This window comes from Arthrobacter sp. MYb221, from assembly GCF_002979835.1.
In the GTDB taxonomy this organism is placed as follows: domain Bacteria; phylum Actinomycetota; class Actinomycetes; order Actinomycetales; family Micrococcaceae; genus Glutamicibacter.
In genome coordinates this window covers 1-23,969 of sequence record NZ_PCPW01000007.1, presented here as the reverse complement: position 1 = coordinate 23,969, position 23,969 = coordinate 1, and the positions used below count along the sequence as shown (strand labels likewise).

At 61.3% G+C, this 23,969-nt stretch carries 23 protein-coding genes and 1 tRNA gene; 11 read left to right on the top strand and 13 right to left on the bottom strand.

What is annotated here, in order from left to right; translation table 11 throughout:
• Positions 1–45 precede the first annotated feature (45 nt).
• The gene (menD, locus tag CQ015_RS10015; protein WP_105568729.1) at positions 46–1,773 is read left to right on the top strand and encodes a 2-succinyl-5-enolpyruvyl-6-hydroxy-3-cyclohexene-1-carboxylic-acid synthase; all 1,728 of its coding nucleotides are present in this window, start codon (positions 46–48) and stop codon (positions 1,771–1,773) included.
• 70 nt (positions 1,774–1,843) lie between these two features.
• Here the strand turns inward: menD and CQ015_RS10010 are convergent, their stop codons facing one another.
• The 4 genes from CQ015_RS10010 to CQ015_RS09995 all read right to left on the bottom strand — a co-directional run bounded on the left by CQ015_RS10010 (position 1,844) and on the right by CQ015_RS09995 (position 5,802).
• Positions 1,844–2,626 carry an amino acid ABC transporter ATP-binding protein gene (locus CQ015_RS10010; protein WP_105553187.1) on the bottom strand — a complete coding sequence of 261 codons (783 nt, stop codon included), beginning with the start codon at positions 2,624–2,626 and terminating at the stop codon, positions 1,844–1,846.
• Between the two features lie 13 nt (positions 2,627–2,639).
• Positions 2,640–3,431, bottom strand: a complete 792-nt coding sequence (locus tag CQ015_RS10005; RefSeq protein ID WP_105553186.1) for an amino acid ABC transporter permease — start codon at positions 3,429–3,431, stop codon at positions 2,640–2,642.
• A 98-nt stretch (positions 3,432–3,529) separates the two neighbouring features.
• On the bottom strand, positions 3,530–4,312 hold the full coding sequence (locus CQ015_RS10000) for an ABC transporter substrate-binding protein (RefSeq protein WP_105553185.1): 783 nt from the start codon (positions 4,310–4,312) through the stop codon (positions 3,530–3,532).
• Between the two features lie 152 nt (positions 4,313–4,464).
• Positions 4,465–5,802 carry an isochorismate synthase MenF gene (locus CQ015_RS09995; RefSeq protein WP_105553184.1) on the bottom strand — a complete coding sequence of 446 codons (1,338 nt, stop codon included), beginning with the start codon at positions 5,800–5,802 and terminating at the stop codon, positions 4,465–4,467.
• Positions 5,803–6,088: 286 nt separating this feature from the next.
• Between CQ015_RS09995 and CQ015_RS09990 the strand changes: the two genes are divergently transcribed.
• Positions 6,089–7,186 carry a polyprenyl synthetase family protein gene (locus tag CQ015_RS09990; RefSeq protein WP_105553183.1) on the top strand — a complete coding sequence of 366 codons (1,098 nt, stop codon included), beginning with the start codon at positions 6,089–6,091 and terminating at the stop codon, positions 7,184–7,186.
• Here the strand turns inward: CQ015_RS09990 and CQ015_RS09985 are convergent.
• From CQ015_RS09985 to CQ015_RS09970, 4 genes are read right to left on the bottom strand one after another with little or no spacing between them, the layout of a single operon-like run.
• Positions 7,183–7,368: a hypothetical protein gene (locus CQ015_RS09985; protein WP_146114045.1), complete on the bottom strand. Its 186-nt coding sequence runs from the start codon at positions 7,366–7,368 to the stop codon at positions 7,183–7,185. The two genes, CQ015_RS09990 and CQ015_RS09985, sit on opposite strands and share 4 nt — an antisense overlap.
• 54 nt (positions 7,369–7,422) lie before the next feature.
• On the bottom strand, positions 7,423–7,935 hold the full coding sequence (locus CQ015_RS09980) for an HIT family protein (protein ID WP_105553181.1): 513 nt from the start codon (positions 7,933–7,935) through the stop codon (positions 7,423–7,425).
• The gene (locus tag CQ015_RS09975) at positions 7,935–8,369 is read right to left on the bottom strand and encodes a hypothetical protein (RefSeq protein ID WP_096283502.1); all 435 of its coding nucleotides are present in this window, start codon (positions 8,367–8,369) and stop codon (positions 7,935–7,937) included. Before CQ015_RS09975 ends, CQ015_RS09980 begins: the two co-directional genes overlap by 1 nt.
• Before the next feature lie 19 nt (positions 8,370–8,388).
• Positions 8,389–9,792, bottom strand: coding sequence for a PucR family transcriptional regulator (locus CQ015_RS09970; protein WP_105650041.1), 1,404 nt, complete (start codon positions 9,790–9,792; stop codon positions 8,389–8,391).
• Positions 9,793–9,906: 114 nt separating this feature from the next.
• On the opposite strand from CQ015_RS09970, the gene CQ015_RS09965 reads away from it, so the two are divergent.
• The 3 genes from CQ015_RS09965 (at position 9,907) to gabT (ending at position 13,205) form a co-directional block, all read left to right on the top strand.
• A complete protein-coding gene (locus tag CQ015_RS09965) occupies positions 9,907–11,514 on the top strand; it encodes a sodium-dependent transporter (RefSeq protein WP_105553179.1) in 1,608 nt (535 codons plus the stop codon).
• A gap of 2 nt (positions 11,515–11,516) precedes the next feature.
• Positions 11,517–11,657, top strand: coding sequence for a methionine/alanine import family NSS transporter small subunit (locus tag CQ015_RS09960; protein WP_105553178.1), 141 nt, complete (start codon positions 11,517–11,519; stop codon positions 11,655–11,657).
• Positions 11,658–11,864: 207 nt separating this feature from the next.
• Positions 11,865–13,205 carry a 4-aminobutyrate--2-oxoglutarate transaminase gene (gene gabT / locus CQ015_RS09955; RefSeq protein WP_105650040.1) on the top strand — a complete coding sequence of 447 codons (1,341 nt, stop codon included), beginning with the start codon at positions 11,865–11,867 and terminating at the stop codon, positions 13,203–13,205.
• Positions 13,206–13,255: 50 nt separating this feature from the next.
• On the opposite strand, the gene rarD is transcribed toward gabT, so the two are convergent.
• Positions 13,256–14,194, bottom strand: a complete 939-nt coding sequence (gene rarD / locus CQ015_RS09950; RefSeq protein WP_105650039.1) for an EamA family transporter RarD — start codon at positions 14,192–14,194, stop codon at positions 13,256–13,258.
• 294 nt (positions 14,195–14,488) lie between these two features.
• Here rarD and htpX point away from each other — a divergent pair, with 294 nt between their 5' ends.
• Positions 14,489–15,352 (top strand): zinc metalloprotease HtpX, encoded by an 864-nt coding sequence (gene htpX / locus CQ015_RS09945; RefSeq protein ID WP_105553175.1) that lies wholly within the window; start codon positions 14,489–14,491, stop codon positions 15,350–15,352.
• A gap of 90 nt (positions 15,353–15,442) precedes the next feature.
• Here htpX and CQ015_RS09940 read toward each other — a convergent pair whose 3' ends face one another.
• Entirely contained in the window at positions 15,443–15,931 is a 489-nt protein-coding gene (locus CQ015_RS09940) for a YajQ family cyclic di-GMP-binding protein (protein ID WP_105553174.1), read from the bottom strand.
• A gap of 165 nt (positions 15,932–16,096) precedes the next feature.
• Here CQ015_RS09940 and CQ015_RS09935 point away from each other — a divergent pair.
• Positions 16,097–16,178: transfer RNA gene (locus tag CQ015_RS09935), tRNA-Tyr, on the top strand.
• Between the two features lie 142 nt (positions 16,179–16,320).
• The gene (locus CQ015_RS09930; RefSeq protein WP_096283570.1) at positions 16,321–16,692 is read left to right on the top strand and encodes a co-chaperone YbbN; all 372 of its coding nucleotides are present in this window, start codon (positions 16,321–16,323) and stop codon (positions 16,690–16,692) included.
• Positions 16,693–16,727: 35 nt separating this feature from the next.
• Here the strand turns inward: CQ015_RS09930 and CQ015_RS09925 are convergent, their stop codons facing one another.
• Entirely contained in the window at positions 16,728–17,723 is a 996-nt protein-coding gene (locus tag CQ015_RS09925; RefSeq protein ID WP_105650038.1) for a DNA-3-methyladenine glycosylase, read from the bottom strand.
• Positions 17,724–17,814: 91 nt separating this feature from the next.
• Between CQ015_RS09925 and CQ015_RS09920 the strand changes: the two genes are divergently transcribed.
• Positions 17,815–19,179, top strand: a complete 1,365-nt coding sequence (locus tag CQ015_RS09920; RefSeq protein WP_105553172.1) for a pyridoxal-phosphate dependent enzyme — start codon at positions 17,815–17,817, stop codon at positions 19,177–19,179.
• Between the two features lie 28 nt (positions 19,180–19,207).
• Positions 19,208–20,365 (top strand): cystathionine gamma-synthase, encoded by a 1,158-nt coding sequence (locus tag CQ015_RS09915; protein ID WP_105650037.1) that lies wholly within the window; start codon positions 19,208–19,210, stop codon positions 20,363–20,365.
• Positions 20,366–20,435: 70 nt separating this feature from the next.
• Here CQ015_RS09915 and CQ015_RS09910 read toward each other — a convergent pair whose 3' ends face one another.
• Entirely contained in the window at positions 20,436–20,846 is a 411-nt protein-coding gene (locus CQ015_RS09910; RefSeq protein WP_141393447.1) for a hypothetical protein, read from the bottom strand.
• Between the two features lie 333 nt (positions 20,847–21,179).
• On the opposite strand from CQ015_RS09910, the gene CQ015_RS09905 reads away from it, so the two are divergent.
• Positions 21,180–23,093 carry a DEAD/DEAH box helicase gene (locus CQ015_RS09905; RefSeq protein WP_105568733.1) on the top strand — a complete coding sequence of 638 codons (1,914 nt, stop codon included), beginning with the start codon at positions 21,180–21,182 and terminating at the stop codon, positions 23,091–23,093.
• 285 nt (positions 23,094–23,378) lie between these two features.
• Here CQ015_RS09905 and CQ015_RS18970 read toward each other — a convergent pair.
• A partial coding sequence (locus CQ015_RS18970; protein ID WP_181150392.1) for an HNH endonuclease signature motif containing protein occupies positions 23,379–23,969 on the bottom strand: 591 nt, incomplete at its 5' end.

Below are 23,969 nucleotides of genomic sequence, written 5' to 3'. Positions count from 1 at the left end.
CGTCCGCACCGGGGTCTTGCTATAACTGGGCATAGACTTGAACCGATGCTTTCAGGCGATACTTCAGGGGTGGAACACGGCGTGAGCGCGCGGCAAGACGAAGGACAACCGGCAATTGCCACGGCGCGTCAGGTTCTGGCTGCACTGATTCGCGCCGGGCTGCGCGACCTGGTGCTATCCCCAGGCTCACGTAGCGCGCCCCTGGCCTACGCCGCAGCCGAGGCGGAAGCCGCCGGACACTTGCGGATACACGTACGCATCGACGAGCGTTCGGCAGGCTTCCTGGCGCTGGGGCTGAGCCACGGATCAAAGACTCCCGTAGCGCTGGCCGCCACCTCCGGAACCGCGATCGGGCAGCTGCTGCCGGCCATAATGGAGGCCAACCACACGGCAACGCCGCTGCTGGTGCTCTCGGCCGACCGTCCCGATGAGCTACTGGGGACCGGAGCAAGCCAAAGCACCGACCAGAAGAACCTATTCGGCCCCCACGTGCGTGCCGCGTTGAACGTCGCCGCCGGTGCCGACCCGGCACCAGCGCTTGCCCAAGCACTTGCGGCCCTGGCAGGTTCAACCCAGCATCCAGCGGGCCCGGTGCAGCTGAACCTGCAGTTCCGCGACCCGCTGACCCCCGGAGAAGCAGACCGCGTCGCGAATCAGCCCTGGACCGACCTGGCCCCGGGGCGCTGGCACACGGCCACGGCGCCGGCAACCTGGGCTAGGCCCGAGACCTTGGCAACCCGCCGAACCGTCGTGGTCGCCGGCCATGGAGCCGGCGCCGAAGCCCAAATCTTCGCCGAGGCGCTCGGACTGCCGCTGTTCGCCGAACCGTCCTCCAATGCGCGCTACTCAGCCCAGGCCATCGGCCACTACCGGCCATTGCTTGCCGTGGGGGCGGAGCAGATTGACCGCGTGGTGCTTTTCGGCCGTCCTACGCTCAGCCGCCCGGTGGGGAAGTTATTGGCGAACCCCGCGGTGTCCAGCGCGATCTGGCAGCCGGGACCGGTGGCCTGGTATGAACCCGGACGCCGCCGCGAAATGGTGATTGGCGAACCGGAGAAACTGGTCGAATTCGCCGGGGCCGCGCCGGAGGGTTGGCTGGCGAGCTGGCAGGAGCTAGATGCCCAGGCGCTCGCCGTGCGGCAGGGTCTGGCACCCGAAACGCCACTCAGCGGCCCGGTGGTTGCCGAGGAAATTTGGCGGTCGCATTCCGGCCCGCTGCTCTTGGGATCCTCGAATATCGTCCGCGACTTCGATCTAGCCGCGATTCCCGCCGCCGCGGCCGGGGCTACGGTATTCGCCAACCGCGGGCTTGCCGGGATCGACGGAACGATCTCGACCGCGCTGGGCCTGGCGCTGGCCACCGGTGAACCGACGCTGAGCGTGATGGGAGATATCACCTTCCTGCATGATGCCAGTTCCCTGGCCTGGACCCCGGGGGAAGCGGAGCCGGACCTCGACGTGGTGGTCTACAACGATGGGGGAGGCGCGATCTTCTCCACGCTGGAACACGGCCAGGTAGAGCAGTCAGGACGCTACGCGCAGGCGGTCGAGCGGCTCTTCGCCACGCCGCAAAATGCCCGGCTGGAGGCGCTGGCGGCGGCTTATGGATGGCAATACCAACGGGTGGCGACGCCGACCGAGCTACGCGAGGCACTGCGGGCCCCCAAGGCAGGCAAGCTGCGGCTGATCGAAATCGGTGCGAGCAGAGCGGGGTTGCGGGCCGATAACCTTGAACTCAGCTCGCGCATAACCGAGCTTCGCTGGCCCGCATAATCCCAAAAAAGCAGGGCGTGGAATCAGCGATCGCTGACTCCACGCCCTGCTTTTTAGCGGACCGTATCGCCTAGAGGTCTACGTGCGTTGGGTCCAAAACCCGACGCAGGAAGTCCTGCGTACGCGGCTGCTGCGGATTGCCGATCACGTCCACGGCCTTGCCTTCTTCGACCACGACGCCTCCGTCCATGAACACCACACGATCGGCAACTTCCTTGGCGAAGCTCATCTCGTGGGTCACCACCAGCATCGTCATGCCGGACTTGGCGAGGTTCTTCATAATCGAAAGAACTTCTCCGACCGTCTCCGGGTCCAAGGCGCTGGTTGGCTCATCGAAGAGCATCAGCGTTGGTTCCATCGATAGCGCGCGGGCGATCGCCACGCGCTGCTGCTGCCCACCGGAGAGCTGATCCGGGTAGCGTTCGCCGAAGTCGCCCAGGCCCACCCGTTCCAGGTTGCTCAGGGCGATCTTGCTGGCGTCCTTCTTATTCCGCTTGAGCACCTTGAGCTGGGCCACCGTGCAGTTTTCCAACACCGTCAGGTGCGGGAAGAGGTTGAACTGCTGGAAGACCATGCCCACATGCTGGCGCATCTTATCCAGATTGACCTCCGAATCGGTGGTCTCAAAACCTGCCACGTGGATGGTTCCGCCGTTGGGCTGTTCGAGCAGGTTCACGCAGCGCAGCAAGGTGGACTTGCCGGAACCCGATGGGCCGATCAGGCACACCACTTCGCCCGGTTTGACCTCGAGGTCTATTCCCTTGAGCACTTCATTTGAACCGTAGGCCTTGCGTAGGCCGACGATGTTCACGCCCGAAGCTTTGACCGATAGCTCATTGTTTGGAGTCGTCATTCTCTGTTCCTAACTATCGCTTGGTCCGCGCCGAGCGGGATTCGAACTTACGAGCAATCAGGCTCAGCGGAATGGTGATCACCAGGTAGAACAGACCGGCAACCACCAGCGGGGTGATACCTGCATCCAGCGATGAGATGCCGTCACGACCGAATTTGGTCATCTCGTACTGGGTGAAGGCGGCACCGAGGATGAAGGCCAGCGAGGTGTCCTTGGTCAGCAAGATGATTTCGTTGGTCATCGGAGGGAGCACGATCTTGAACGCCTGCGGGATCACGATGGTGACCATGGCACGCCAGGCGGGCATGCCCAGGGAGCGGGCTGCCTCGGTCTGTCCCTTGGGCACAGCCTGCAAACCTGCGCGCAGGGTCTCCGCGATGTAGGCGGAGGAGACCAGGCCCAAGGCGAACATGATGTTCACCGGTTGTGGCCAGTTGGTTCCAAATGCCTGAGGCAAACCGAATCCGAAGGCCAAGAGCACCAGGATGGCGGGAATGCCACGGAAGAACTCGATGAATGCGGTGGCGAACCACCGGTACGGTGCGAACGAGGCCATCTTCATCAGGGCCAGGAGCAAACCCAGGACCAGGCCAAAGGCGAAGGAAATCACCGTGTAGAACACGGTGTTTCTCAGGCCGATGAGGATCATGTCCGGGAACATCGGTCCCAATTTTTCGAAGGAGAAGAACGCATAGCGCGCCTTTTCCCAGTCCACGGCAAACAGAATCGCGACGACCGCGATCACGAAGATCACGATCTGGATGGTCTTGCTCATGCGGGCACGCTGACTCGTAGTCATTGCCATGCTTGAAAACCTCTCGTAAAGGTAAGGGGAGCCGCGGCGAGGACTTTTTGAGTCTCGCCTCGACTCCGCCTGGTGTTCATTCGTTCAGCGACGCAGAATTACTTCTCGCCGAACCACTTCACGGTCAGTTCTTCCATGGTTCCGGCATCGGTCAGACGCTTCAGGGTGCCATTGACCAGCTCGAGGGTTTCGGCCTGTTCCTTGGGCACCGCGATGCCCAGCTGTTCGCCGGTCTTGAAGTCTGCGACCACCTTGTAGCCTGGCTTGTCCTTGATGGTGTAGCCAAGTACCGACTGGTTGCCCAGCAGCGCGTCGACCTGGCCCGCTAGAAGCGCCTGGGTCTGCAGGCCGGCATCTTCATAGCCGATGGTGTCGGTGAGCCCCTGCTCCTTGGCGTACTTCTCGCCGGTTGTCGCCTGCTGTACGCCGACCTTCTTGCCCTTCGCGGACTCCAGATCGGTAACTCCCGAACCTTCGGCCGCGATCAGCACCAGATCATCGTCCATGTAGGGGGTGGAGAAATCCATCTTGGCTGAACGTTCCTCGGTGATGGAGACCGAGGAGATCGCGATATCGCACTGGACGCTGAACAGGCCCGACTCGATCGAGTCGAAGCTGGCATCGATGACATTCAGCTCGAGCTCGGCATCCTTGGCGATTTCGGCAGCGATGTCCATGTCGAAGCCGACGTTCTTTCCGTCCTGGACAAATTCGAAGGGCTCGTAGGGGATATCGGAGCAGAAGGTGAGCTTGCCGGCGTTGACCGGGAATCCACTGTCTTCGGACTCGTCGGAAGTCCCCGAACCGCAGGCGGTGAGGGCCAGGAGGGCCACCGAGGAGACGGCGAGAGTTGAGACGAAGCGCTTCTTGAGAGGACGCATAGGATCAGAACCTACTTTCGGTAATGCGAGTGGATCATTGCGTAGGAACAATCATAACCACGGACACACGAGACCGAGATTTCCATCACACATGAAGCGCAAAGCATAAGTTTTACTTATGCTCAGACTTGGCTCTCAGATGCTGCTGGATTCTATTCTGCGCGCAGGGCCTGGCGCATCGGACGCATCTTGGCCCAGGACTCGGCCAGTTCGGCTTCCGGTTCGGAGCCGGGCACAATGCCGCATCCTGCGTAGAGCCGCATGAGATTCTCCGCTTCGAGCATTCCGCCACGCAACGCGATGCCAAATTCGCCATCCCCGCGGCTATCCACCCAGCCCACCGGCCCGGCATAGGGGCCGCGGTCCATGCCTTCCAACTCACGCAGCAATACTCCGGCCGGCTTCGTCGGGGTGCCGCACACCGCGGCGGTCGGGTGGAAAATCTGCGCAACATCCAGTGCCGAGGGGAGCTGGCCCTCGGCGTCGGCGCGCAATTCGGCGCGGACGTCGCTTGCCAGATGCCAGACATTGGGCAGCGCCAGGATAAACGGTTCCTCGGGCGACTGCATGCCGTGGGAAATTGGATTCAAGGATTCGGTCAGCGAATCGATGGCCAACTGGTGTTCGTGGCGCTGCTTGGGATCCTCGAAGAGCTTTTCCTGCGCGTATCCGGGCGCGTTGGCGCCTTCGATGGCCCGGTCCAGGGTACCGGCCAGCACGCGAGCCTCGGCAAGCCCGTTGGTGACGCGCACCAGCATCTCCGGAGTCGCACCAACCAAACCATCAACGGCGTAGGTCCAGCAATTCTCATATTGTTCGGTCAAGGTGCGCAGCACCGAGGCCAGATCGATCGGCTTGGTGCTCCGGGCCAGGATGTCGCGTGCCAGCACCAGTTTGGAAATGCCTCGCTCTTCGAACTGTCCCAGCGCCGCCGTCACGGCTTCCAGATAGGATCCCGCGGTGAGCTGGCCGGTGGTGAGCTCGATTTCCCCTGGGTCCTGGGCGGGAATCGCCGAACTTGCGAGCTTTGCCTCGGCCAATCGCAGGGCGTCGGCAAATTCCATCCCTTCGAGCTTCTTTGCCGGTCCGGTGATCGTGATCCAGGCCTGATCCCCGTCCTTGCCCAGCACGACCTCCGGGATGACCAGCCGTGAGGCGAAGGTGCTGGTGAAGGAGAAAGCGAAGGAACCGAAGGCGACCAGGCCGCTGCCGGGACGGGCAATAGGGTCGGTGATCTGCGCCAGCTTGATGATTTGGGCAAACCATCCCCGGGCCTGTGCGAAGCGTTCTTCGCCCTGCGTGTGGATCTGGGCGGCGACGCCGAACCCGACGAGGCCATTTCCGTTGCGCGTCCAAACCATGGCGTGGTGGCGCAGGGAGTCGGAAATTAATGACTGCGCGGCATCTTTGAAATCGAAGGTGACACTGGTCAGGGCCGGTGTCGTAGATTGATGCGCGCTGGCGGCGAGAGCGGTCGAATCGGCAGACATGATAAGGCTAAGCCTACCGCGCAACGGGCTGGACGGTCGCGTGGAGGTGTTGCTGCTCACCCATGTGAGATGCGCCGGGTCTGTTCCTCCGCGCCTGCAGCAACCGGTAAACTCGGGGGCGAATACAGTTCAGGTACTTCGACTGTCATTGACGGTGGTTGCGGAGCGCCCGAAGACGTTGACTGGTAAGCATCGGCTAGAGTGAAGTTTGCGTGCATTTGGCATGCATGGAGTCTTCGCACTCTGCGATGACCAACCCGATGAAAGATAAGTAAGCCTTAAAACAGTGACTGATTCCAAGAGCAACTGGACCGCAGCCGGGCACGACGTGTCCGACTCGATTGAGCTGAATCCTGAAACCGCGGTGCTCGCTGCGGCCATCAATCTTCCCTCGGGCTTCGCGCTGATCGCCGAGGACCCGGAGTTTGGTCCCGCCATCTCCACCGGCATGGCCAAGGTTGAGAAGCTGCTGCGCGACGCGATCGCCAACTCCGACCCGCTGATAGATGCCACCAGCCGCCACCTTGTGGAGGCTGGCGGTAAACGTGTGCGCCCCCTGCTGGTGCTGCTCGCGGCGCTGCTCGGCGAGGGCATCAACGACGAGGTCATCAAGGCCGCCGCTATCGTTGAGTTAACCCACCTGGCTACGCTGTACCACGATGACGTGATGGACTCAGCTCCCATGCGTCGCGGTGCACCGACCGCCCATGAGGTCTGGGGAAACTCTGTCGCCATCCTCGCCGGGGACCTGATCTTCGCCCGCGCGTCGGTCTTTGGCGCCGAGCTCGGTACCGAGGCGGTGAATTGGCAGGCGCGCACCTTCGAGAGGCTGTGCCTCGGCCAGTTGCACGAGTCAATCGGCCCGCGCGAAAGCGAAGACGCGATTGCCCATCACATTCAGGTGATCAGCGACAAGACCGCTTCCCTGCTGGCAACCTCTGGGGCCTATGGAGCCAACTTCGGCGGCTGCCCACAATTTATCGACGTGCTGCGCGAGTACGGTGAAAAGGTTGGCGTCGCCTTCCAGGTTGCCGACGACGTGATTGATATTGCGTCCAAGGAAGCCGAGTCGGGCAAGACTCCCGGCACGGACTTGCGCGAAGGCGTGCCGACGCTGCCAATCTTGCTGCTGCGCCAGGCAGCCGAGCACGGTGACGAAGCGGCGCAGGCGGCGGTAGCGCTGGTCGAGGCGGACTTGAGCACCGATGAGGCGCTGGCGGTCGCCGTCGCGGCGGTCGCCGCGCACCCGGCCACCGCCGAAGCATGGAAGGTCGCCCGCCGCTGGGCGGACGACGCCATTGCCGTACTTGCGCCACTGCCCGAGGGAACCATCAAGCAGGCGCTGATTTCCTTCGCCGATGCAGTAGTGACCCGCGAGGCTTAGGCCCACTGACAATATGCGCTGCTGGCGGTCTCATCCGGGATCGCCAGCAGCGCTTTGTTTTTAATCCGCCAGCCGGCTACCGGTTTCTTGGCGAAGGGCATTTGCAGGATGAGGCAAAACGCCAGGCCGTAGAACGGGTTGGGCCGCAAGGATTCGCTCGTTCCGCAGAATTGGGCGGCCAACCGTGCGCGCCAGGTGCGCGAGCTTGGAAACATCAGGCCCTGTGAGCGGTCCTGTCAGCGGATGATTTCGTCCTGCTGAAGGCGGTTTGGGTGCTCGGGCGAGCATAGCGCCGCGCGCAGCTCCCTGGCCTTCTGCGCCCGGTCGTCGACCGGGACGCGATGGCGCAGCTGGCGGTACAGCTCGTCGTCTGCATAGCGCGGAAACACATGCTGGTGATAGTGCCAGACATGCTGATTGCCCGCAGGCTCGTTGTGCTGGCGGGTGCTGGTTCCTTCCGGATTCCACGCCAATTTCATCGCCAGGGCGACGCGCTTGGTCTCCCACATAATGGCAGAGCCGGTTCGCTCATCCAGGTCGTAGAGCGCTTCCAAATGCGCCGTGGGAATGATCATCACATGACCGCCGTAGTTCCCGAATCCGTCGCAGGCCATGATCGCGGCCACCAATTCGGTCTGATAGATCAGATCGCTCGGCGCGCAGAGGTTGCCTTCGCTAAATGGCTGCTCGTTGACAAGCTCGCAAAAAGGGCAACGATATCCTGCTGGTTCGTGGGAACTATGCAGCACTAGTCATCCAGTTCGGCGGCTAGTTCTTCGAAGACCCAGCTGAACAGGTCCAAGGTGAATTCGCTGAAGGTTCCTTCTTCGCTGACCCAGGTTCCCTTGGCATTATTGCGGCGGTAAACGATCGGATCCGGCACGTCGAGCTGGGAGGCTTTAAAGCCCCAAACGTATTTCTCTTCTTCGTCTTCGAGGAACAACAGGTAGTCCCCGTCGATTTCCAGCTCTTCGGGATCGAAGAAGAAATGGTAGGCCTCGGTGAAATCCTCGTTATTACCCACCGCAAGGTAGAACTCTTCGAGCACGAAAGGAATGGAAACCCCCGATTGGGCCAGCCCCTCGGCCAATTCTTCGGCGGTCAATCCGTCAGCTTCATTCCACTGGTCCTCAAGGTACTTGGGGACGAGGGAACGGAACTTCTCAAGAAACATGTCAGCCATGTCTTTATCCTATCGAGAATTAGCCCAGTTCAAGTGCGCTCAACGCGATCCACAGCTGCACACGATCGCTTGTGACGTTCGGGTCGTACCCGGTGAGTTCGGATATCTGCTGCATGCGATAGCGCACGGTATTGCGGTGCAAGCCCAGTGATTCCGCGACGGCGCCCACCGAACCGTCGCGATTAAGGTACTCACGCAGCGTCCGTTCGAGGTCGGAATCGTGAGTTGCATCAAATTTGCGAATCGGCCCCAAGGCTTCCTCGGCCAGGTCCTGCAAGGGCACATCTCGGGCGGCAAGCAACAGCGAGGTTAGCGACAACTTATTGGGCACGTTGACGCGGTCACCATGGCGCAAGGCTTCGAGAGCTTCAAAATAGCTCCACCGGATGCCCGGGGTATTCGGGTAGCGCCCGCCATATCCCACCCGTGTGGTGATACCCGCGTCATTCAGATAGGTATCAAGTCGTCGAACCGAATGCTGCAGCTGGTTGTGCGCCACAATAATCGCCAGGCGGTCCTCGACGATCACGGAAACCTGTGAGCTCAGTTCGGCTGGCAAGGGAAGCGCCGGTAGGCGTTCGGGGTGCGTCGCGGCCTGAATCAGGATCACCGCATGCTCGCGCTTCGGATTGAGCCCCAGCGCGCCGATTCTGACCGTCGCATCGTCCCCGGCCAGCGTGCCGGCGGCCAGGTCCGCCAGCACCTGCCCGTTGGATTGGCGCTCCGAGGCGAGCAGCCGGGCGTTGTTGGCAACTTCCAATCCGATCAGCGACTGCGCGTATTCGATCAGAGGATCCGGCGCGTACGGCTGCGCCAGGTGCAGAACGCATTTGTCGCGGATGCCGGTGGCCACCGGCAGGCTATTCCAATCGCGTTGCGCATCGTAGTTGCCACTGATGCATTCGCCATAAAGTGTCAACGCCACGTCGGTCTTCAATATCCGGGCGAGTTCGTCGAGCATGGTGTCCAGATCGGAGGACAGCAATGCGCGGGTCAGCCGCTGGTGCGAGCGCAGCAGCCGTTCGAGCCGCTGCAGGTGGTCCGCGTTCAGCGCCTCGGCGATGATTCGAGTGATTGCGGCAAAGGGAATCTGATAGGGAACCTCGAAGACCGGGAGACCGACCTCATTTGCTGTTTGCAAGATCGAGGCTGGGACATTTTTGTGGCCCAAGCCGGTACCGAATCCCAAGGCCACGACGTCGTTCTGCGCGAGGGTCTTGACGAATTCTCGTTGGCTGGCCGTCGTCTTCTGCCGTACGCCCGTGGTGAGCACGATTTCTCGACCGGTGAGGAAGTCTGCCGGATTGAGAAGTTCGGTGACCGCGCCCCAGGTGATTGCGGTGTCATTGGCTGCCGAATGATCGTTGAGCGGACGAAGATCCAGCTCGTCAAGGGCCAATAGGGCGCGTAGTGTGATTGCCATACCGCAATTCTATGGTGCCGCGCAAAAGTTCCCGAAAAACGAAGTTGTTCAGATTATGGACATTTTTCTTGGAGAATTGCCCATAATGTGAACCATTTGCGCTAGTTTAGTGCCATGAGCACTCCATCTTTGAAAAAGGGCGCTCCACTCGCTGAAGGCAAGCGCGAGACGTTCTCGTCGCGCAAGCTTTTTATTCTCTCGGCGATTGGTTCAGCCGTTGGTCTGGGAAACATCTGGCGTTTCCCCTATGTCGCCTACGAGAACGGTGGCGGCGCGTTCCTCATTCCATACCTCGTCGCAATTCTCTGCGCCGGTATTCCACTGCTATTCCTTGACTATTCGATAGGCCACCGCTACCGAGGTTCGGCCCCGCTGGCATATCGCCGGGCGAGCCGCAAGGCCGAGGTGCTTGGCTGGTGGCAGGTACTGATCTGCTTCATTATCGCCATCTACTACGCGGCAATTATCGCGTGGGCGGCCATGTACTGCTGGTTCTCCCTCACGAAGGCCTGGGATGACAACCCCGATGGCGCTGGTGCCTTCTTCCAGAGCGACTTCCTCCAGGTCGCACCCGAAGCCGGTGTCTCGATGGATATCGTGGGCGGGGTCTTCGGGCCGATGCTCGGCGTCTGGCTGGTAGCCATCATCATTATGGTCGCCGGTGTCAACAAGGGCATTTCGCGTGCCAACGGCTTCATCATGCCGCTGCTGATCGTGATGTTCTTGATCCTTGTGGTCCAGTCCGTCTTCCTTCCCGGAGCAGTCGATGGCCTGAACGCCTTCTTCACTCCGAACTTCGAAGCATTGTCGAACCCAGGGGTTTGGGCTGCGGCCTTCGGCCACATCTTCTTCTCCCTGTCCATCGCCTTCGGCATCATGGTCACCTACTCCTCGTACATGAGGCGCAAGAGCGACCTGACCGGCTCGGGCTACGTGGTGGCCTTCGCCAACTCCAGCTTCGAACTGCTTGCCGGCATTGGCGTTTTCGCGGCGCTGGGCTTCATGGCCTACAACGCGAACTCCGCGGTCTCCGATGTGGCCGCCAGCGGCATTGGGCTGGCCTTCATTGCCTTCCCGACCATCGTTTCTGCCGCGCCTTTCGGCTCGGTCATCGGCGTGCTGTTCTTCGGTTCGCTGGTCTTCGCGGGAATTACCTCGCTGATTTCGATCCTCGAAGTCATCGTGGCGGCGTTCCAAGACAAGCTGGGCTGGAACCGCAAGGCCGCTACCTTGGTGGTGACCCTTCCGGTGGCGCTCGTTTCGATGATTCTGTTCCCAACCACCACCGGTCTGTACCTGCTGGATACCATGGACGCGTTCGTGAACCAGTTCGGCATTCTCGCCTGTGCATTGGTTCTGGTCATTGTCTTCGGCGCTGGCCTGGGCATGCTGCCGCGCCTGGCCAAGCACCTGAACCGCCACAGCTCCATCAAGCTGGGTACCGCGTGGATGGTTCTCGTCGGTGGTGTCGGTCCGGCAGCGCTTGGCTACATGCTGATCAACGAAATCCAGACCAAGATCGCCGAGCCGTATTCCGGCTACCCGGTCTGGTTCAACGGTGTCTTCGGCTGGGGCATGGCAGGTGCCTTGATCGTCGGTGCGGTGCTGCTCGCGCTCGTTCCATGGAGCAAAAAGTCGAAGCTGAATGATCCCGAATTTGCGGAACATCAGAAACACGTCGAGGCAGAAGAGTTGCCCGATCCAGTTGGAAAGGAGTACTAGTCATGAGCGGCATTGCAATCACCTTCATGATCATCGCCATGTTGACCATTTGGGGCGGCCTGGCGATCAGCCTAGTGAATCTCTCGCGCAATCCGGAAAAGCACGATGACGATGTCGAGCCGGTCACCACTGGCAACGAATAAACACCAGGCCACTGCCTAAAGAACTAAGCCTCCTCCTCTTCGGACCAGCGTCCGGAGCGGAGGAGGCTTTTTCTCTGTGCAAGTGCACTGTGAATGTGGTTCATTATTGTGCTGGTATGGGTAGAGCAATACGCCGCACGGCCATATTCTTCTAGATAGAGTCATTCCGGCAACAAGGACCGGCAATATTTTTCGAAAGGAAACACGGTGGACGTTACTTACCGCATTGAGCAGAAACGCCAGATTAATGGTGCCTTCCCAGGACCGAAGTCCCAAGCATTGAGCGCCCGCCGTGCCAAGGCGGTCGCCGCCGGCGTGGCATCGAGCCTGCCGGTCTACGCAGCCGATGTCGATGGCGGCATCATCGTCGACGTTGACGGCAACCAGCTGATCGACCTGGGCTCCGGCATTGCCGTGACCTCCGTAGGCGCTTCCAACCCTGCGGTGGCCAAGGCCGTTGCCGAGCAGGCGGCTCGTTTCACCCACACCTGCTTCATGGTGGCCCCTTATGAGAACTACATCGAGCTGGCCGAGAAGCTCGCAGCGATCACTCCGGGCAACTTCGAGAAGCGCGCGGTGTTCTTCAACTCCGGGGCCGAAGCGGTAGAAAACGCGATCAAGGTTGCTCGTGTGGCTACCGGCCGCCAGGCGGTTGTCGCCTTCGACCACGCCTACCACGGCCGCACCAACCTCACCATGGGCCTGACCGCCAAGGCAGCTCCCTACAAGCGCGGCTTCGGTCCGCTGGCACCGGAGATCTACCGGATGCCAATGAGCTACCCATACCGCGAGGAAAACCCGAACATCTCCGGAAAGGAAGCCGCCGAGCGCGCGATCCTGGCCATGGAGAAGCAGATTGGCGGCGACCAGATTGCCGCGATCATCATCGAGCCAATCCAGGGCGAGGGCGGCTTCATCGTCCCGGCCACCGGCTTCCTGCCACGCGTGGTCGAATGGGCCAAGGAAAACGGCATCGTCTTCATCGCCGATGAAGTCCAGGCCGGATTTGCCCGCGCCGGTGCGTGGTTCGCTTCGGAAATCGAAGGGATCGAACCCGATCTGGTGACCGTGGCCAAGGGCATCGCCAGCGGCATGCCACTGTCGGGACTCATCGGGCGCGCAGAATTGCTCGATTCGGTGCACGGCGGCGGACTCGGCGGAACCTACGGCGGCAACCCGGTCGCGGTGGCCGCGGCGCTGGAGAGCATCAAGTTCATGGAAGAGCAGGATCTGGCCGGGCGCGCCCGCGAGATCGAAAAGCAGTTCTTCGCCCGCTTCGAAGCCCTGCAAAAGGATGTTTCGGCGCTGGGTGACGTTCGCGGCCGCGGCGCGATGGTTGCCCTCGAACTGGTCAAGGCCGGTGGCAAGGAACCAGACGCGGAGCTGACCAAGAAGGTCGCCGCCGAGTGCCTGGCCCAGGGGGTGCTGATCCTCACCTGCGGTACCTACGGCAACGTGGTGCGCCTGCTGCCTCCGCTGGTCATCGGGGACGCTCTGCTGAGCGAAGCCTTCGACGTCCTCGAGGCAGCGATTCGCAAGCACGCGTAACTCGCTCAAACACGAGAGGCCTGGTTCTGTTGAACCAGGCCTCTCGTGCGTCAACTAACCTGTTTAGGTTCCGGGCCGCGCCCTGCCCGCGGCGTGCGAACCATGTCGAGAATGATCAGCACAACCGCCGCCCAGACCAACCCGAAGCCGATCCAACGCTCCACCGGCATCGACTCGCCGAAAACCAGCAGGCCGAGGATGAACTGCATGATCGGTGCCAAGAACTGCAAGGAGCCCAGGGTGCTCAGCGGCAGGCGGCGTGCGGCACCGCCGAAAAGCAGCAATGGCACGGCGGTGATAATGCCGCTGGCAGCCAACAGGGCCAGCATCGGTAACTCAACGCCGGCTAGCGCCGAGGCGCCCTGGCTCGACGTCCAGATCAGGAAGCCGCCAGCGAGCGGCGCCAAGATGAGCGTTTCCATGGTCAGCGCGCCAAGGGCCGTACCGCTTTTCCCCACCTGGCTCTTGACCAGTCCGTAGAAGCCGAAGGAAAACGCCAAGCCCAGCGAGATCCACGGGACCCGGCCGAGGCCGAAAGTCAGAACCAGCACCGCGATCGTGGCAACGGCCAAGGCGGACCACCGCAACCGGCTCAGCCTTTCCTTCAGGACAATCACGCCGAGCACGATGGCGACGATGGGATTGATGAAGTAGCCCAGCGAGGCTTCAAGGACATGGCCGGTGAGCACCGCCACGGCATAGAGCGTCCAGTTCACCGCGATCAGCACGCTGGCCAGCGCCAGCCGGCCCACCGCCTGGCGATCCCTGAACATGCTGAGGAACAAGCGAATCTGCTTGGTCGCGAACAGCAGCAGGGCGCAGAAAACCAGCGAGAAGACGATGCGCACGGCGACGAATTCGAAGGCGGAGATTTCCGGCAACAACAGGAAGTACAGGGGGAGCAGGCCCCAGACCAAATATGCGGTCGTGCCTTGGATCAGGCCAAGGGAATGTTCGGAGCGAACGGGTTTATTGCTGCCGGAACTCATTAGTTAATCGTTTCTACTTCCACCGAGCCGCCACGGGCCGCAAGGGCGCCATGGATCGAGCATTATGAGTCGATCGTATGCCCAACGGCCGGGCGCGGCCGTACAAGGTGATGGTAGTCACGCCGCGGCTCGATCTGGAAAGAGCCGGGAACTAAAGCACATCCGCGAGGGGCGCCGTGATCCATCTCGCACCCGGTGCGCGGGCCTCCGGCTGGGAACAAAAACATCGACTGGCTCGTTCAAATACACTAAAGGGAACCGCAATGGGATTTCGTATATGGGAGTGGACCTAAGGTGCATCAACACAACAATGGCTTCAAAACCGCGCTTTTGCTCGGTGGCATGTTTGCCCTCCTGCTGGCGCTCGGCTCGCTGATTTCCTTCGGCAGCGGAAACGGCTCATTCATCTGGATCTTTGCCCTGATCGGCGTGGGCACCACCGCCTATGGCTACTGGAACAGCGACAAGATCGCCCTGCGCTCGATGCACGCCTACCCCATCACCGAAGCGGATCAGCCGGCCATGTACCGCATCGTTCGCGAGCTGTCGATTAACGCCCAGCAGCCGATGCCGCGGCTCTATGTATCCCCAACGACCTCGCCCAACGCCTTCGCGACCGGCCGCAACCCGCAGAACGCCGCGGTATGCTGCACCGAGGGAATCTTGCAGCTGCTCGACGAGCGCGAGCTGCGCGGCGTGCTGGGCCACGAACTGATGCACGTGTACAACCGGGACATCCTCACCTCTTCGGTGGCGGCGGCCGTGGCCGGCGTGATTACCTCCGTCGCCCAATTCATGCTGTTCTTCGGCGGACGGGACAACCGCAACGTCAACCCGATCGCGTTGATTGCCATGTCCTTGCTGGCACCGCTTGCCGCGTCGCTCATCCAGATGGCCGTGAGCCGAACCCGTGAATTCGATGCGGATGAAGATGGCGCCAAACTCACCGGAGATCCGCTGGCGCTGGCCAGCGCCTTACGCCGGCTTGAATCCGGGATCAGCGCCGCCCCGCTTGCCGCGCAAGACCAGAAGCTGGTGAACAGCTCGCACCTGATGATCGCGAACCCCTTCGGCTCGCGCCTGAAGCAGATGTTCTCGACCCACCCATCCATGGACGACCGAGTAGCCCGTTTGGAAGCGATGGCCCGAGGCCGCTAAATACTTCGGTTGAAAATTCACCATGCAATGACAAAGCCGCTGCCAACTGTTCGTTGGCAACGGCTTTGTCATTGGCGCTCCGGCGGGTTCCTAGCGGAAGTTCACGAACTGGAGGTCAGCTTCGTCGAAGCCGCGCAGCAGCGTCATGGTCTCCTGCAGGTCGTCGCGGGACTTGGACGAAACACGCAGCTCGTCGCCCTGGATGGTGGACTTGACGCCCTTCGGCGCTTCGTCGCGAATGAGCTTATTGATCTTCTTGGCAACGTCTTGGGCGATGCCCTCGACGATGGACGCCTCGATGCGGTACTCCTTGCCCGAAGCATAAGGTTCGCCAGCGTCCAAGGACTTCAGCGAGATGTTGCGCTTGACCAGTTTGGACTGGAAGATGTCCAGCACAGCCTTGACGCGCTCCTCGGCGTTGGCCTTCATCAGGATCTTCTCGCCGCTGTAATCGATCTCGGCGCCGACGCCCTTGAAGTCGTATCGCTGCACGATTTCCTTCTGGGCCTGGTGTAGTGCGTTGGCGACTTCTTGGCTGTCTACCTTGCTGACGACATCAAAAGTGGAATCGCTAGCCATGTGATTTCTCCTTGGTGTTCTACGGGTCCAATTCGCTTCATAGCCTACCGGTTTAGCAGCGCGAATTTGGGCTGTGATCAGGCTTACATCAAAAATGCGCCTCTCGATTTCACAAGTCCCCGAAACTCCTGTAGAGTTATTTCTCGTTCCGACGTGAACAAACGGGGCAGATTACCCGAGTGGCCAAAGGGGGCTGACTGTAAATCAGCTGGCAACGCCTTCACTGGTTCGAATCCAGTATCTGCCACAAATGACTCCCAGATCTTAGGATCTGGGAGTTTTTTGCATCTCCGGAAAAGTACGCAAAAATCCCGATATTTCGGGTTTTCGAACTGCGCTCCATGTCTCTCAGCTACGTACTTGTGGCCGAATTCGGCTACCGTGTAAGCATGGCAACTAAAAATGTGAGCGAAGCAGAATTCGCCCAGCTGATTGAAGACAATGACATTGTGCTCGTTGATTTTTGGGCAGCGTGGTGCGGTCCTTGCCGTCAGTTCGCGCCGGTTTATGAGCAAACTTCGGAAAAGTTCCCTGACGTTGTGTTCTCGAAGGTGGACACCGAAGCCGAACAGGGTTTGGCCCGCGCTGCCAATGTCACGTCGATTCCGACCGTGATGGCATTCCGCGAAAAGGTCCTGGTTTTCTCCCAGCCTGGTGTACTGAATGCGGCCCAGCTCGAAGATCTAGTCACCGCAGTGAAGGGCATCGACATGTCCGAGGTGCACGCGCAGATCGCCGAGGAAGGCGCGCAGGCGGAATAGTACAAAAGCTATCTAGCAACTAAAGCTTCGGGCTACTAACGACCTCGATGATCCAACGGGGCATAGCGTGGCCCGAAGCTTTGCTTTTTCTGGCCGGAAAGCAGAAGCAGCCGAATCAGGCGCTGGCGCTGTCCGGCAAAAGGCGACAGCAGCTCAAGCATTGTCGAATCCTTGACGCGACGGCCGGTCAGCATCTGGCCAACGAACCCTGCCAGATGAAAGTCGCCGACCGAAATGTGGTCGGGGGAGCCGTGGGAACGCTGCAAGGTTTCGGCAACCGTCCAAGGCCCGATCCCGGGTATGGCCAGCAACGCAGCTTCCAGGGTGCCCGCGCCACTAGCCTGCGGCTTGATCTCACCCAGTTCCGGGGCGGCCCACCATTCCAAACGGCTCGCGGCGAACGCTAGCCTGCCCAAGGTCTGCGCCCGCTGATTCTCAACCCGGGCGCCTTGCCAATCCCAGCGTTTGAGCGCCGCGATTTGTTCCGGGCGCGGAAAAAGCCGCAGCCCGTCGGGCGCCGGGCCCGGTGCAGGTCTTCCATGGTGCCGGATCAGCCAGCGCCACGCATGATTAGCTTCGATACCGGTGACGCGTTGTTCCAGCACCGCACCGGCGGCATGCTCGAAGATCCGGTGGGTCCGCGGCAGCACCATATCCCGATGTTCCCTGCGCTGGCGCTGCACTATTTCGGGCAGGGCGGCGAAGAAGTCCGGCTCATCGAAGCGCGCCCAATCGTCCTGGCTGCCCAAGAGCTCCGGCGCGAAATCGATGGCCCAGCGCGCACCCGGCCCCCACGCGCCGAATCGAGCGACGCCAGCGGGTGACAATTTCGAGATGTGCAGCGTCGCATCTCCCTGCGGCGTCGCAAAGGCCAACCAGGCGTCCGTGGCCGACAGGCGGATGGTCGGGTCGCCGAGGCCGCGACGCAAAATCCCCAAGGACTTCAGCAAATTGACCGGACGCCGCGGGTCATAGGTGCTGCTGATCGCCGCGGTGTGCACGCTCGGTACCTCTTCCCTGTTCGGGCCCATCGCTAACATTTCGGGCCGGTGATGGCTACTGGATGACGCTAAGCTACGAGCGGCCACGACATGTGTGACATCCGCCGGTAAAGTTCTTGACATGAAGTATGCGTCTACAGTTCTAGATCTGATTGGCAACACGCCACTCGTCAAACTCAATCGCGTGACCGACGGTATCAAAGCCACCGTGCTGGTCAAGCTCGAATACCTGAATCCGGGCGGATCCATCAAGGATCGCATCTCCCTGAAAATGGTTGAGCGTGCGGAGCAGAGCGGCGAGCTGAAGGCCGGCGGAACTATTGTCGAACCTACCAGCGGCAACACCGGTGTCGGGCTGGCGATGGTCGGACAGCTGAAGGGCTACAACACCATCTTCGTCACCCCGGACAAGGTCGGCGAGGAAAAGCGCGACGTGCTGCGCGCATACGGAGCCGAAGTCGTGGTGACGCCCACGGCGGTAGCCCCGGAATCCCCTGAGTCCTACTACGGTGTCTCGGACCGTCTGGTCCGCGAGATCGAGGGCGCATACAAGCCAGACCAGTTCTCCAATCCCGGAGCCCCGGAAAGCCACTTCGAGTCGACCGGCCCGGAAATCTGGAACGATACCGACGGCAAGCTCACCCATGTGGTGATCGGCGCGGGCACCGGCGGCACCATCACCGGTACCGGACGATACCTCAAAGAGATTTCCGCCGATCGTGCCACGGGTCCGGTCAAGGTCATCGCCGCGGACCCGGACGGTTCGGTCTACTCCGGCGGCACCGGCCGCCCGTTCCTGGTCGAAGGCGTCGGCGAGGACATGTGGCCGGGCAACTACGATCCTGCGGTGCCCGATGCGGTCGAGGCGGTCAAGGATGCCGACTCCTTCGAGATGACTCGCCGGCTGGCTCGCGAGGAGGGACTGCTGCTGGGCGGTTCATCCGGCATGGCCATCGTGGCGGCGCTGCGCGTGGCCAAGGACCTGAGCGAGGACGACGTCGTAGTGGTCATCGCGCCCGACGGCGGCCGAGGCTACCTGGCGAAGATCTTCAACGACTCCTGGATGCTCACCCAGGGCTTCACCTGCGAGGCGGACTCCGAGCTGGTGGGCATAGCCCGCGCGCTGGCTACCCAGCCGCAACCGGCCCTAGCACCCGAGACCACCCTGGTCCAGGCCGCCGCGGCGCTACGCGAGTCCGGTGCCGAAGCGCTGGTCGTGGCCACCAGCCAGCTGCCCGCCCGGATCGGCGAAATTCGCGGGGTCATCGGCGCGGCGACCATCGCCGACGCGCTCCTGGCCGGTGCCGCGGCCACCAGCGAGCTGGCAGAGCTCGAGCAGCTGGCCATCCCGCTGCTCGGCGTGGGGGAAGATCTCGCCCGTGCCCAAGAACTGCTGGCCGTGCACCCGGCGGTGCTGCTGACGCACGGCGGAGACGTCGTCGCCGCGCTGTCCGCCTCGGACCTGCTGGCCTACGTCACCCGCTAACGAATTCCATCACAAGGACAGGAACGTCATGACCGAAAATACCCAGGGATCAAATACTCGTTTCGTACACACCGGCCAGGAATTTGAACCGGTGACCGGCGCGGTAGTTCCGCCGCTGCACTTCTCCTCGACCTATGCGCAGGAAGCGATCGGCAAATTGCGCAACGGCTATGAATATGGCCGAGGCACCAACCCAACCCGTGATTCGCTCCAGGCGCAGCTGGCCGGAGCCGAATTCGGCAAACATGCGTTTTCCTTCAGCTCGGGCCTGGCGGCCGAGGACTCCTTGATCCGGGCGATCCTGCGCCCGGGGGACCACATCGTCCTGGGCAACGACGCCTATGGTGGAACCTTCCGCCTGATCGACCGAGTGCTTGGCGCCTGGGGCATCGGCAACACCCCGGTGGACATGTCCGACGAACAGGCTTTGACCGCCGCGATCGAAAAGAACAAGGCGAAGCTGGTCTGGGTTGAGACCCCGTCGAACCCGATGATGAAGATCACCGATATCTCCCGGGTCGCCCAGATCGCCCACGCGGCCGGAGCGCTGCTGGTTGTCGACAACACCTTCGCCAGTCCCTTCCTGCAGCAGCCGCTGACCCACGGCGCGGATATCGTCGTCCATTCCACCACCAAGTACATCGGTGGGCACTCCGATGTTGTCGGTGGTGCGATCATCGTGAACGACGACGAGCTGGCCGAGAAGATCGGTTTCATTCAGTTCGCGGTCGGTGCCGTCTCCGGCCCGATGGACGCCTTTCTGACCACCCGTGGGTTGAAGACCCTGGGCGTGCGCATGCGCACGCATAGCGAGAATGCGGCCCAGGTCGCTGCCTGGCTGCGCGAACGCAAGGAAGTGGAGCGCGTGCTCTACCCGGGCTTCGCGGATCACGCCGGACATGAGATCGCCAAGAAGCAGATGAGCGGTTTTGGCGGCATGGTGTCGGTGCAGTTCGCCGGTGGCGAGGCCGCCGCGCGGAAGATTGCCGAAAGCACGAAGCTCTTCACCTTGGCCGAGTCGCTCGGTGGCATCGAATCGCTGATGAACTACCCATCGGAGATGACTCACGCTTCGGTCAAGGGCACCGAACTGGCCGTCCCGGTGAATTTGCTTCGCCTCTCGGTGGGTATCGAAGACACCGCCGACTTGATCGATGATCTGGAGCGCGCCTTCACGGCGCTCTAAGCAGAAAAAACACCGCGGGACTCGCAACCATTTGGGTTACGAGTCCCGCGGTGTTTAACCGGGCCGCCGACTATTTCTGTTTGGGCTTTGGCGAGACGAGCTTAAAATACTTGATGCTTGCAGGTGTCCACATCAGCAGCACCGCGACGAGCACCACGGCCGCAAGAATCGCATAGCGTCCCATGCGCAGCAGGGTAGGCAGCGCCGCGATCAGTCCGATCCAGGTCAACTGGGCACGTGCCGACCGTTCGCCCTTCCACAGGCGGATGGCCAAGAGGCAGAACGCAATGCCGGCCACCGCCAGCAGGGCTACGAGTGCCAGCGGCCCTAGGTCCAGGGACCGGCCAGTCCAGGTATCGAAGAACAGATTGGCTGCGAAGCCCAAGAAGAGCACTCCGGCCAATATCCAAACAAACCGGGAGATACGCAGTGCACCGGGGGTTGACACGTCCGTAAGTGAGGGATTCGCGGGCTTTTTCACGTCTTCCAGCCTAGCGTTCCGGCAACGGTTTTGGGTCCTCTGCGTCGCGGTGCCCGAACTCACACGGCTCTCACCCTGACAAATGGCCCCTGATGTCGATAGTATTAGGTGTTCGCGAACATCAGGGTTTCCTTGCATCTCGCCCAATTTTTGAGGCTAGAGCCTTCTCGTGTTGTATTTCTTCCGCCAAGTGTGAGCGCGGTTTTTATGTCATAGGGGAGCGCTTGATGAGCGTGAGTAGTTTTTTACTGTGTAGCCTATGCGTCGTTCTTTCTTTTGGGGACGGGTAGGCCTTCCCCCAAACGAATGAGGTAATTCTTCGTGTCATCTGACATGCCCGTAAACACCAATGACGAAAAGACCACCGAAGAGCCGACCGTGCTCTTCAGCGAACTTGGTCTTGACGCCCGAGTGCTTGCAGCACTGGCCGACCTCGGCTACGAGAAGCCATCGCCAATCCAGGCCGCCACCATCCCACTGCTTCTTGAAGGCCGTGACGTTGTTGGTTTGGCTCAGACCGGTACCGGTAAGACCGCTGCGTTCGCGCTGCCGGCACTGTCCCGCATGGCCGAGCTTGCTGACCTCAACGGTCCAGCTCGCACCCCGCAGATCCTGGTTCTGGCTCCAACCCGCGAGCTAGCCCTTCAGGTTGCTGAAGCTTTCACTTCCTACGCCAAGTACCTCAGCGACTTCACCGTCCTGCCGGTATACGGTGGCTCCCCATACGGCCCACAGCTCAACGGCCTGCGCCGCGGTGCACAGGTTGTTGTTGGTACCCCAGGTCGAGTCATCGACCACATCAACAAGGGTTCCCTGGACCTGTCCAACCTCCAGTACGTTGTCTTGGACGAGGCCGACGAAATGCTTCGCATGGGCTTCGCCGAAGAGGTTGACAAGATCTTGGAGTCGACCCCGGCCGACAAGCAGGTTGCACTGTTCTCCGCAACCATGCCACGCACCATTCGTCGTATCGCTGCGGAATACCTGCGCAACCCACAGGAAGTTTCCGTCAAGTCGACCACCTCGACCGGCACCAACATCACCCAGCGTTACCTGCAGGTTATGGGTGCCCACAAGCTGGACGCCATGACCCGTATCCTCGAATCCGAGGAATTCGAAGGCGTTATCGCCTTCGTGCGCACCAAGATGGCTACCGAAGATCTTGCCGACAAGCTGAAGGCACGTGGCTTCACCGCCGCAGCTATCAACGGTGATATCCCGCAGCAGCAGCGTGAGCGCACCGTCGAGAACCTGCGTTCGGGCAAGATCGATATCTTGGTCGCAACCGACGTGGCCGCTCGTGGCCTTGACGTGGAACGCATCTCCCACGTCATCAACTACGACATCCCACACGACACCGAGTCCTACGTGCACCGCATTGGCCGTACCGGCCGTGCAGGCCGCAAGGGCGACGCGATCCTCTTCATGACCCCACGCGAGAAGTACCTGCTGCGTGCCATCGAGAAGGCTACCCGCCAGCCGGTGACCCAGATGCAGCTCCCTTCCCTGGACTCGGTCAACGACCGTCGCATCCAGCGTTTCATTGACCGTATCGACCAGACCATCAGTGGCCAGGATCTGACTACCTTCCGTGAAATCGTGGAGCGTTTCGCCAGCGAGCACGAAGACCTGGATCAGCTGGAAATCGCTGCCGCACTGGCACTGATGGCTCAGGGCGGTCGTCCATTGCTGATGACCGAACCAGTCATCCCACCATCGAAGAAGGCCCGCATGGACCGCGAAGGCGGACGTGAGGGCGGTCGTGACGGAGCCCGTCGCGAACCACGTGAGCGCGGTGCACGCAAGACTGCAGCCGAGGGCAACGCCATGTACCGTCTGGCCGTTGGCCGTCGTAACCGCGTTCAGCCAGGCTCGATCGTCGGCGCACTGGCAAACGAGGGCGGCTTCAACTCCTCCGAAATCGGTGGCATTGACATCCGTTCGGATCACACCCTGGTCGAATTGCCAGCAGAGCTGAGCAAGGACCAGTGGCGTGCACTGTCCAAGACGCGCATCGGCGGCGAAGCCATCGACCTGGAGCTCGACAACGGTCGTAGCCCAGCCGAAGACTCGGATCGCGGTGGCTACGGCGACCGTAAGCGCTCCGGTGGCTTCGGTGGCGGACGCGGCGGCTTCGGCGGCGGCGGACGCGGTGGCGAAAAGCGCGGCGGCTTCGGCGGCGGCGGACGTGGCGGCAAGAGCCGTTTCGGCGATTCGGGCCGTAGCGGCGGACGTCGCGACTACTAAGCTCTGATTTCAATAGCACCCTCCTGAGCCGTGAAAACGGCTCGGGAGGGTGCTTTTGTTTAACCCCGATATCTCTTGAGGTTATTATTCCGGTAAGGCGCCAGAAGGCCGCCTACCGTTTTCAAAGATGCTCTGCCCCGTCATCCTGGCTTCGTAGTCGATGGCCGGGCTTCGGCGTGCTGGCGCAGCAAGCTAGGAGTCCTAGGAGGACGGCTAACTGCCCTGAGGCGCGTTGCTTAGCGGCCTGTGGCTGTGCTTCGGGCAGGACTACTTCAGTCAAGTTGCTTACTCTCGTTGATGCTTGGGCAGGTGGATGACCGGTGGGGCAATATCTCGGACTACTCCGGTCGCTGGGGGTGCCAGGGACCGGTAGGTCCGTCCGTCTCCGGTGTCGATCACGATGGAGTGGGGCAGGTACGGATCGACTTTTTCATACCATCCCGGCAGTTCCTTCGCCTTGTTGCAGAATGAGCAGCGGAAGGAGGAGTTGTGCACGGTGGTCGGCCCGTTCAGGTGGTGCTGGACCACGTGGTCGATTTCTTCCGGGACTCCGTTGCAGTAAGGGGTTTGGCAGTGCGCGTCGCGGATGCGGATGAACTCTTTGAGGCTTTCGGGGAATTCGCGAGCTTTGGAGTCCATGGCGATGAGGTCTTGATTTCCTGGGGCGGTGTAGATCCGCTGGATTTCGGGGAAGGTGAAGATTCTGCGGTTCAGTTCGTCGTCGTGGCGGCTGAGGTGGAAGGGGTCTTCGAGGTCTACCCGGGCTCCGGCGACTAGTTCGCGGGCGTATTGGGCCGGTGAGCTGTCATGATGTTGTGAGACACGCGTATGTAGGAGAATGAGTGCATGTCCAAACGTCAGAAATTCACCCCGGAA

Excerpts from the sequence above, each read along its gene's own strand:
- menD (WP_105568729.1), top strand. The coding sequence starts at position 46 with ATGCTTTCAGGCGATACTTCAGGGGTGGAACACGGCGTGAGCGCGCGG.
- CQ015_RS10010 (WP_105553187.1), bottom strand. The coding sequence starts at position 2,626 with ATGACGACTCCAAACAATGAGCTATCGGTCAAAGCTTCGGGCGTGAAC.
- CQ015_RS10005 (WP_105553186.1), bottom strand. The coding sequence starts at position 3,431 with ATGGCAATGACTACGAGTCAGCGTGCCCGCATGAGCAAGACCATCCAG.
- CQ015_RS10000 (WP_105553185.1), bottom strand. The coding sequence starts at position 4,312 with ATGCGTCCTCTCAAGAAGCGCTTCGTCTCAACTCTCGCCGTCTCCTCG.
- CQ015_RS09995 (WP_105553184.1), bottom strand. The coding sequence starts at position 5,802 with ATGTCTGCCGATTCGACCGCTCTCGCCGCCAGCGCGCATCAATCTACG.
- CQ015_RS09975 (WP_096283502.1), bottom strand. The coding sequence starts at position 8,369 with ATGGCTGACATGTTTCTTGAGAAGTTCCGTTCCCTCGTCCCCAAGTAC.
- CQ015_RS09970 (WP_105650041.1), bottom strand. The coding sequence starts at position 9,792 with ATGGCAATCACACTACGCGCCCTATTGGCCCTTGACGAGCTGGATCTT.
- CQ015_RS09965 (WP_105553179.1), top strand. The coding sequence starts at position 9,907 with ATGAGCACTCCATCTTTGAAAAAGGGCGCTCCACTCGCTGAAGGCAAG.
- CQ015_RS09960 (WP_105553178.1), top strand. The coding sequence starts at position 11,517 with ATGAGCGGCATTGCAATCACCTTCATGATCATCGCCATGTTGACCATT.
- rarD (WP_105650039.1), bottom strand. The coding sequence starts at position 14,194 with ATGAGTTCCGGCAGCAATAAACCCGTTCGCTCCGAACATTCCCTTGGC.
- CQ015_RS09940 (WP_105553174.1), bottom strand. The coding sequence starts at position 15,931 with ATGGCTAGCGATTCCACTTTTGATGTCGTCAGCAAGGTAGACAGCCAA.
- CQ015_RS09930 (WP_096283570.1), top strand. The coding sequence starts at position 16,321 with ATGGCAACTAAAAATGTGAGCGAAGCAGAATTCGCCCAGCTGATTGAA.
- CQ015_RS09925 (WP_105650038.1), bottom strand. The coding sequence starts at position 17,723 with ATGGGCCCGAACAGGGAAGAGGTACCGAGCGTGCACACCGCGGCGATC.
- CQ015_RS09920 (WP_105553172.1), top strand. The coding sequence starts at position 17,815 with ATGAAGTATGCGTCTACAGTTCTAGATCTGATTGGCAACACGCCACTC.
- CQ015_RS09915 (WP_105650037.1), top strand. The coding sequence starts at position 19,208 with ATGACCGAAAATACCCAGGGATCAAATACTCGTTTCGTACACACCGGC.
- CQ015_RS09905 (WP_105568733.1), top strand. The coding sequence starts at position 21,180 with ATGCCCGTAAACACCAATGACGAAAAGACCACCGAAGAGCCGACCGTG.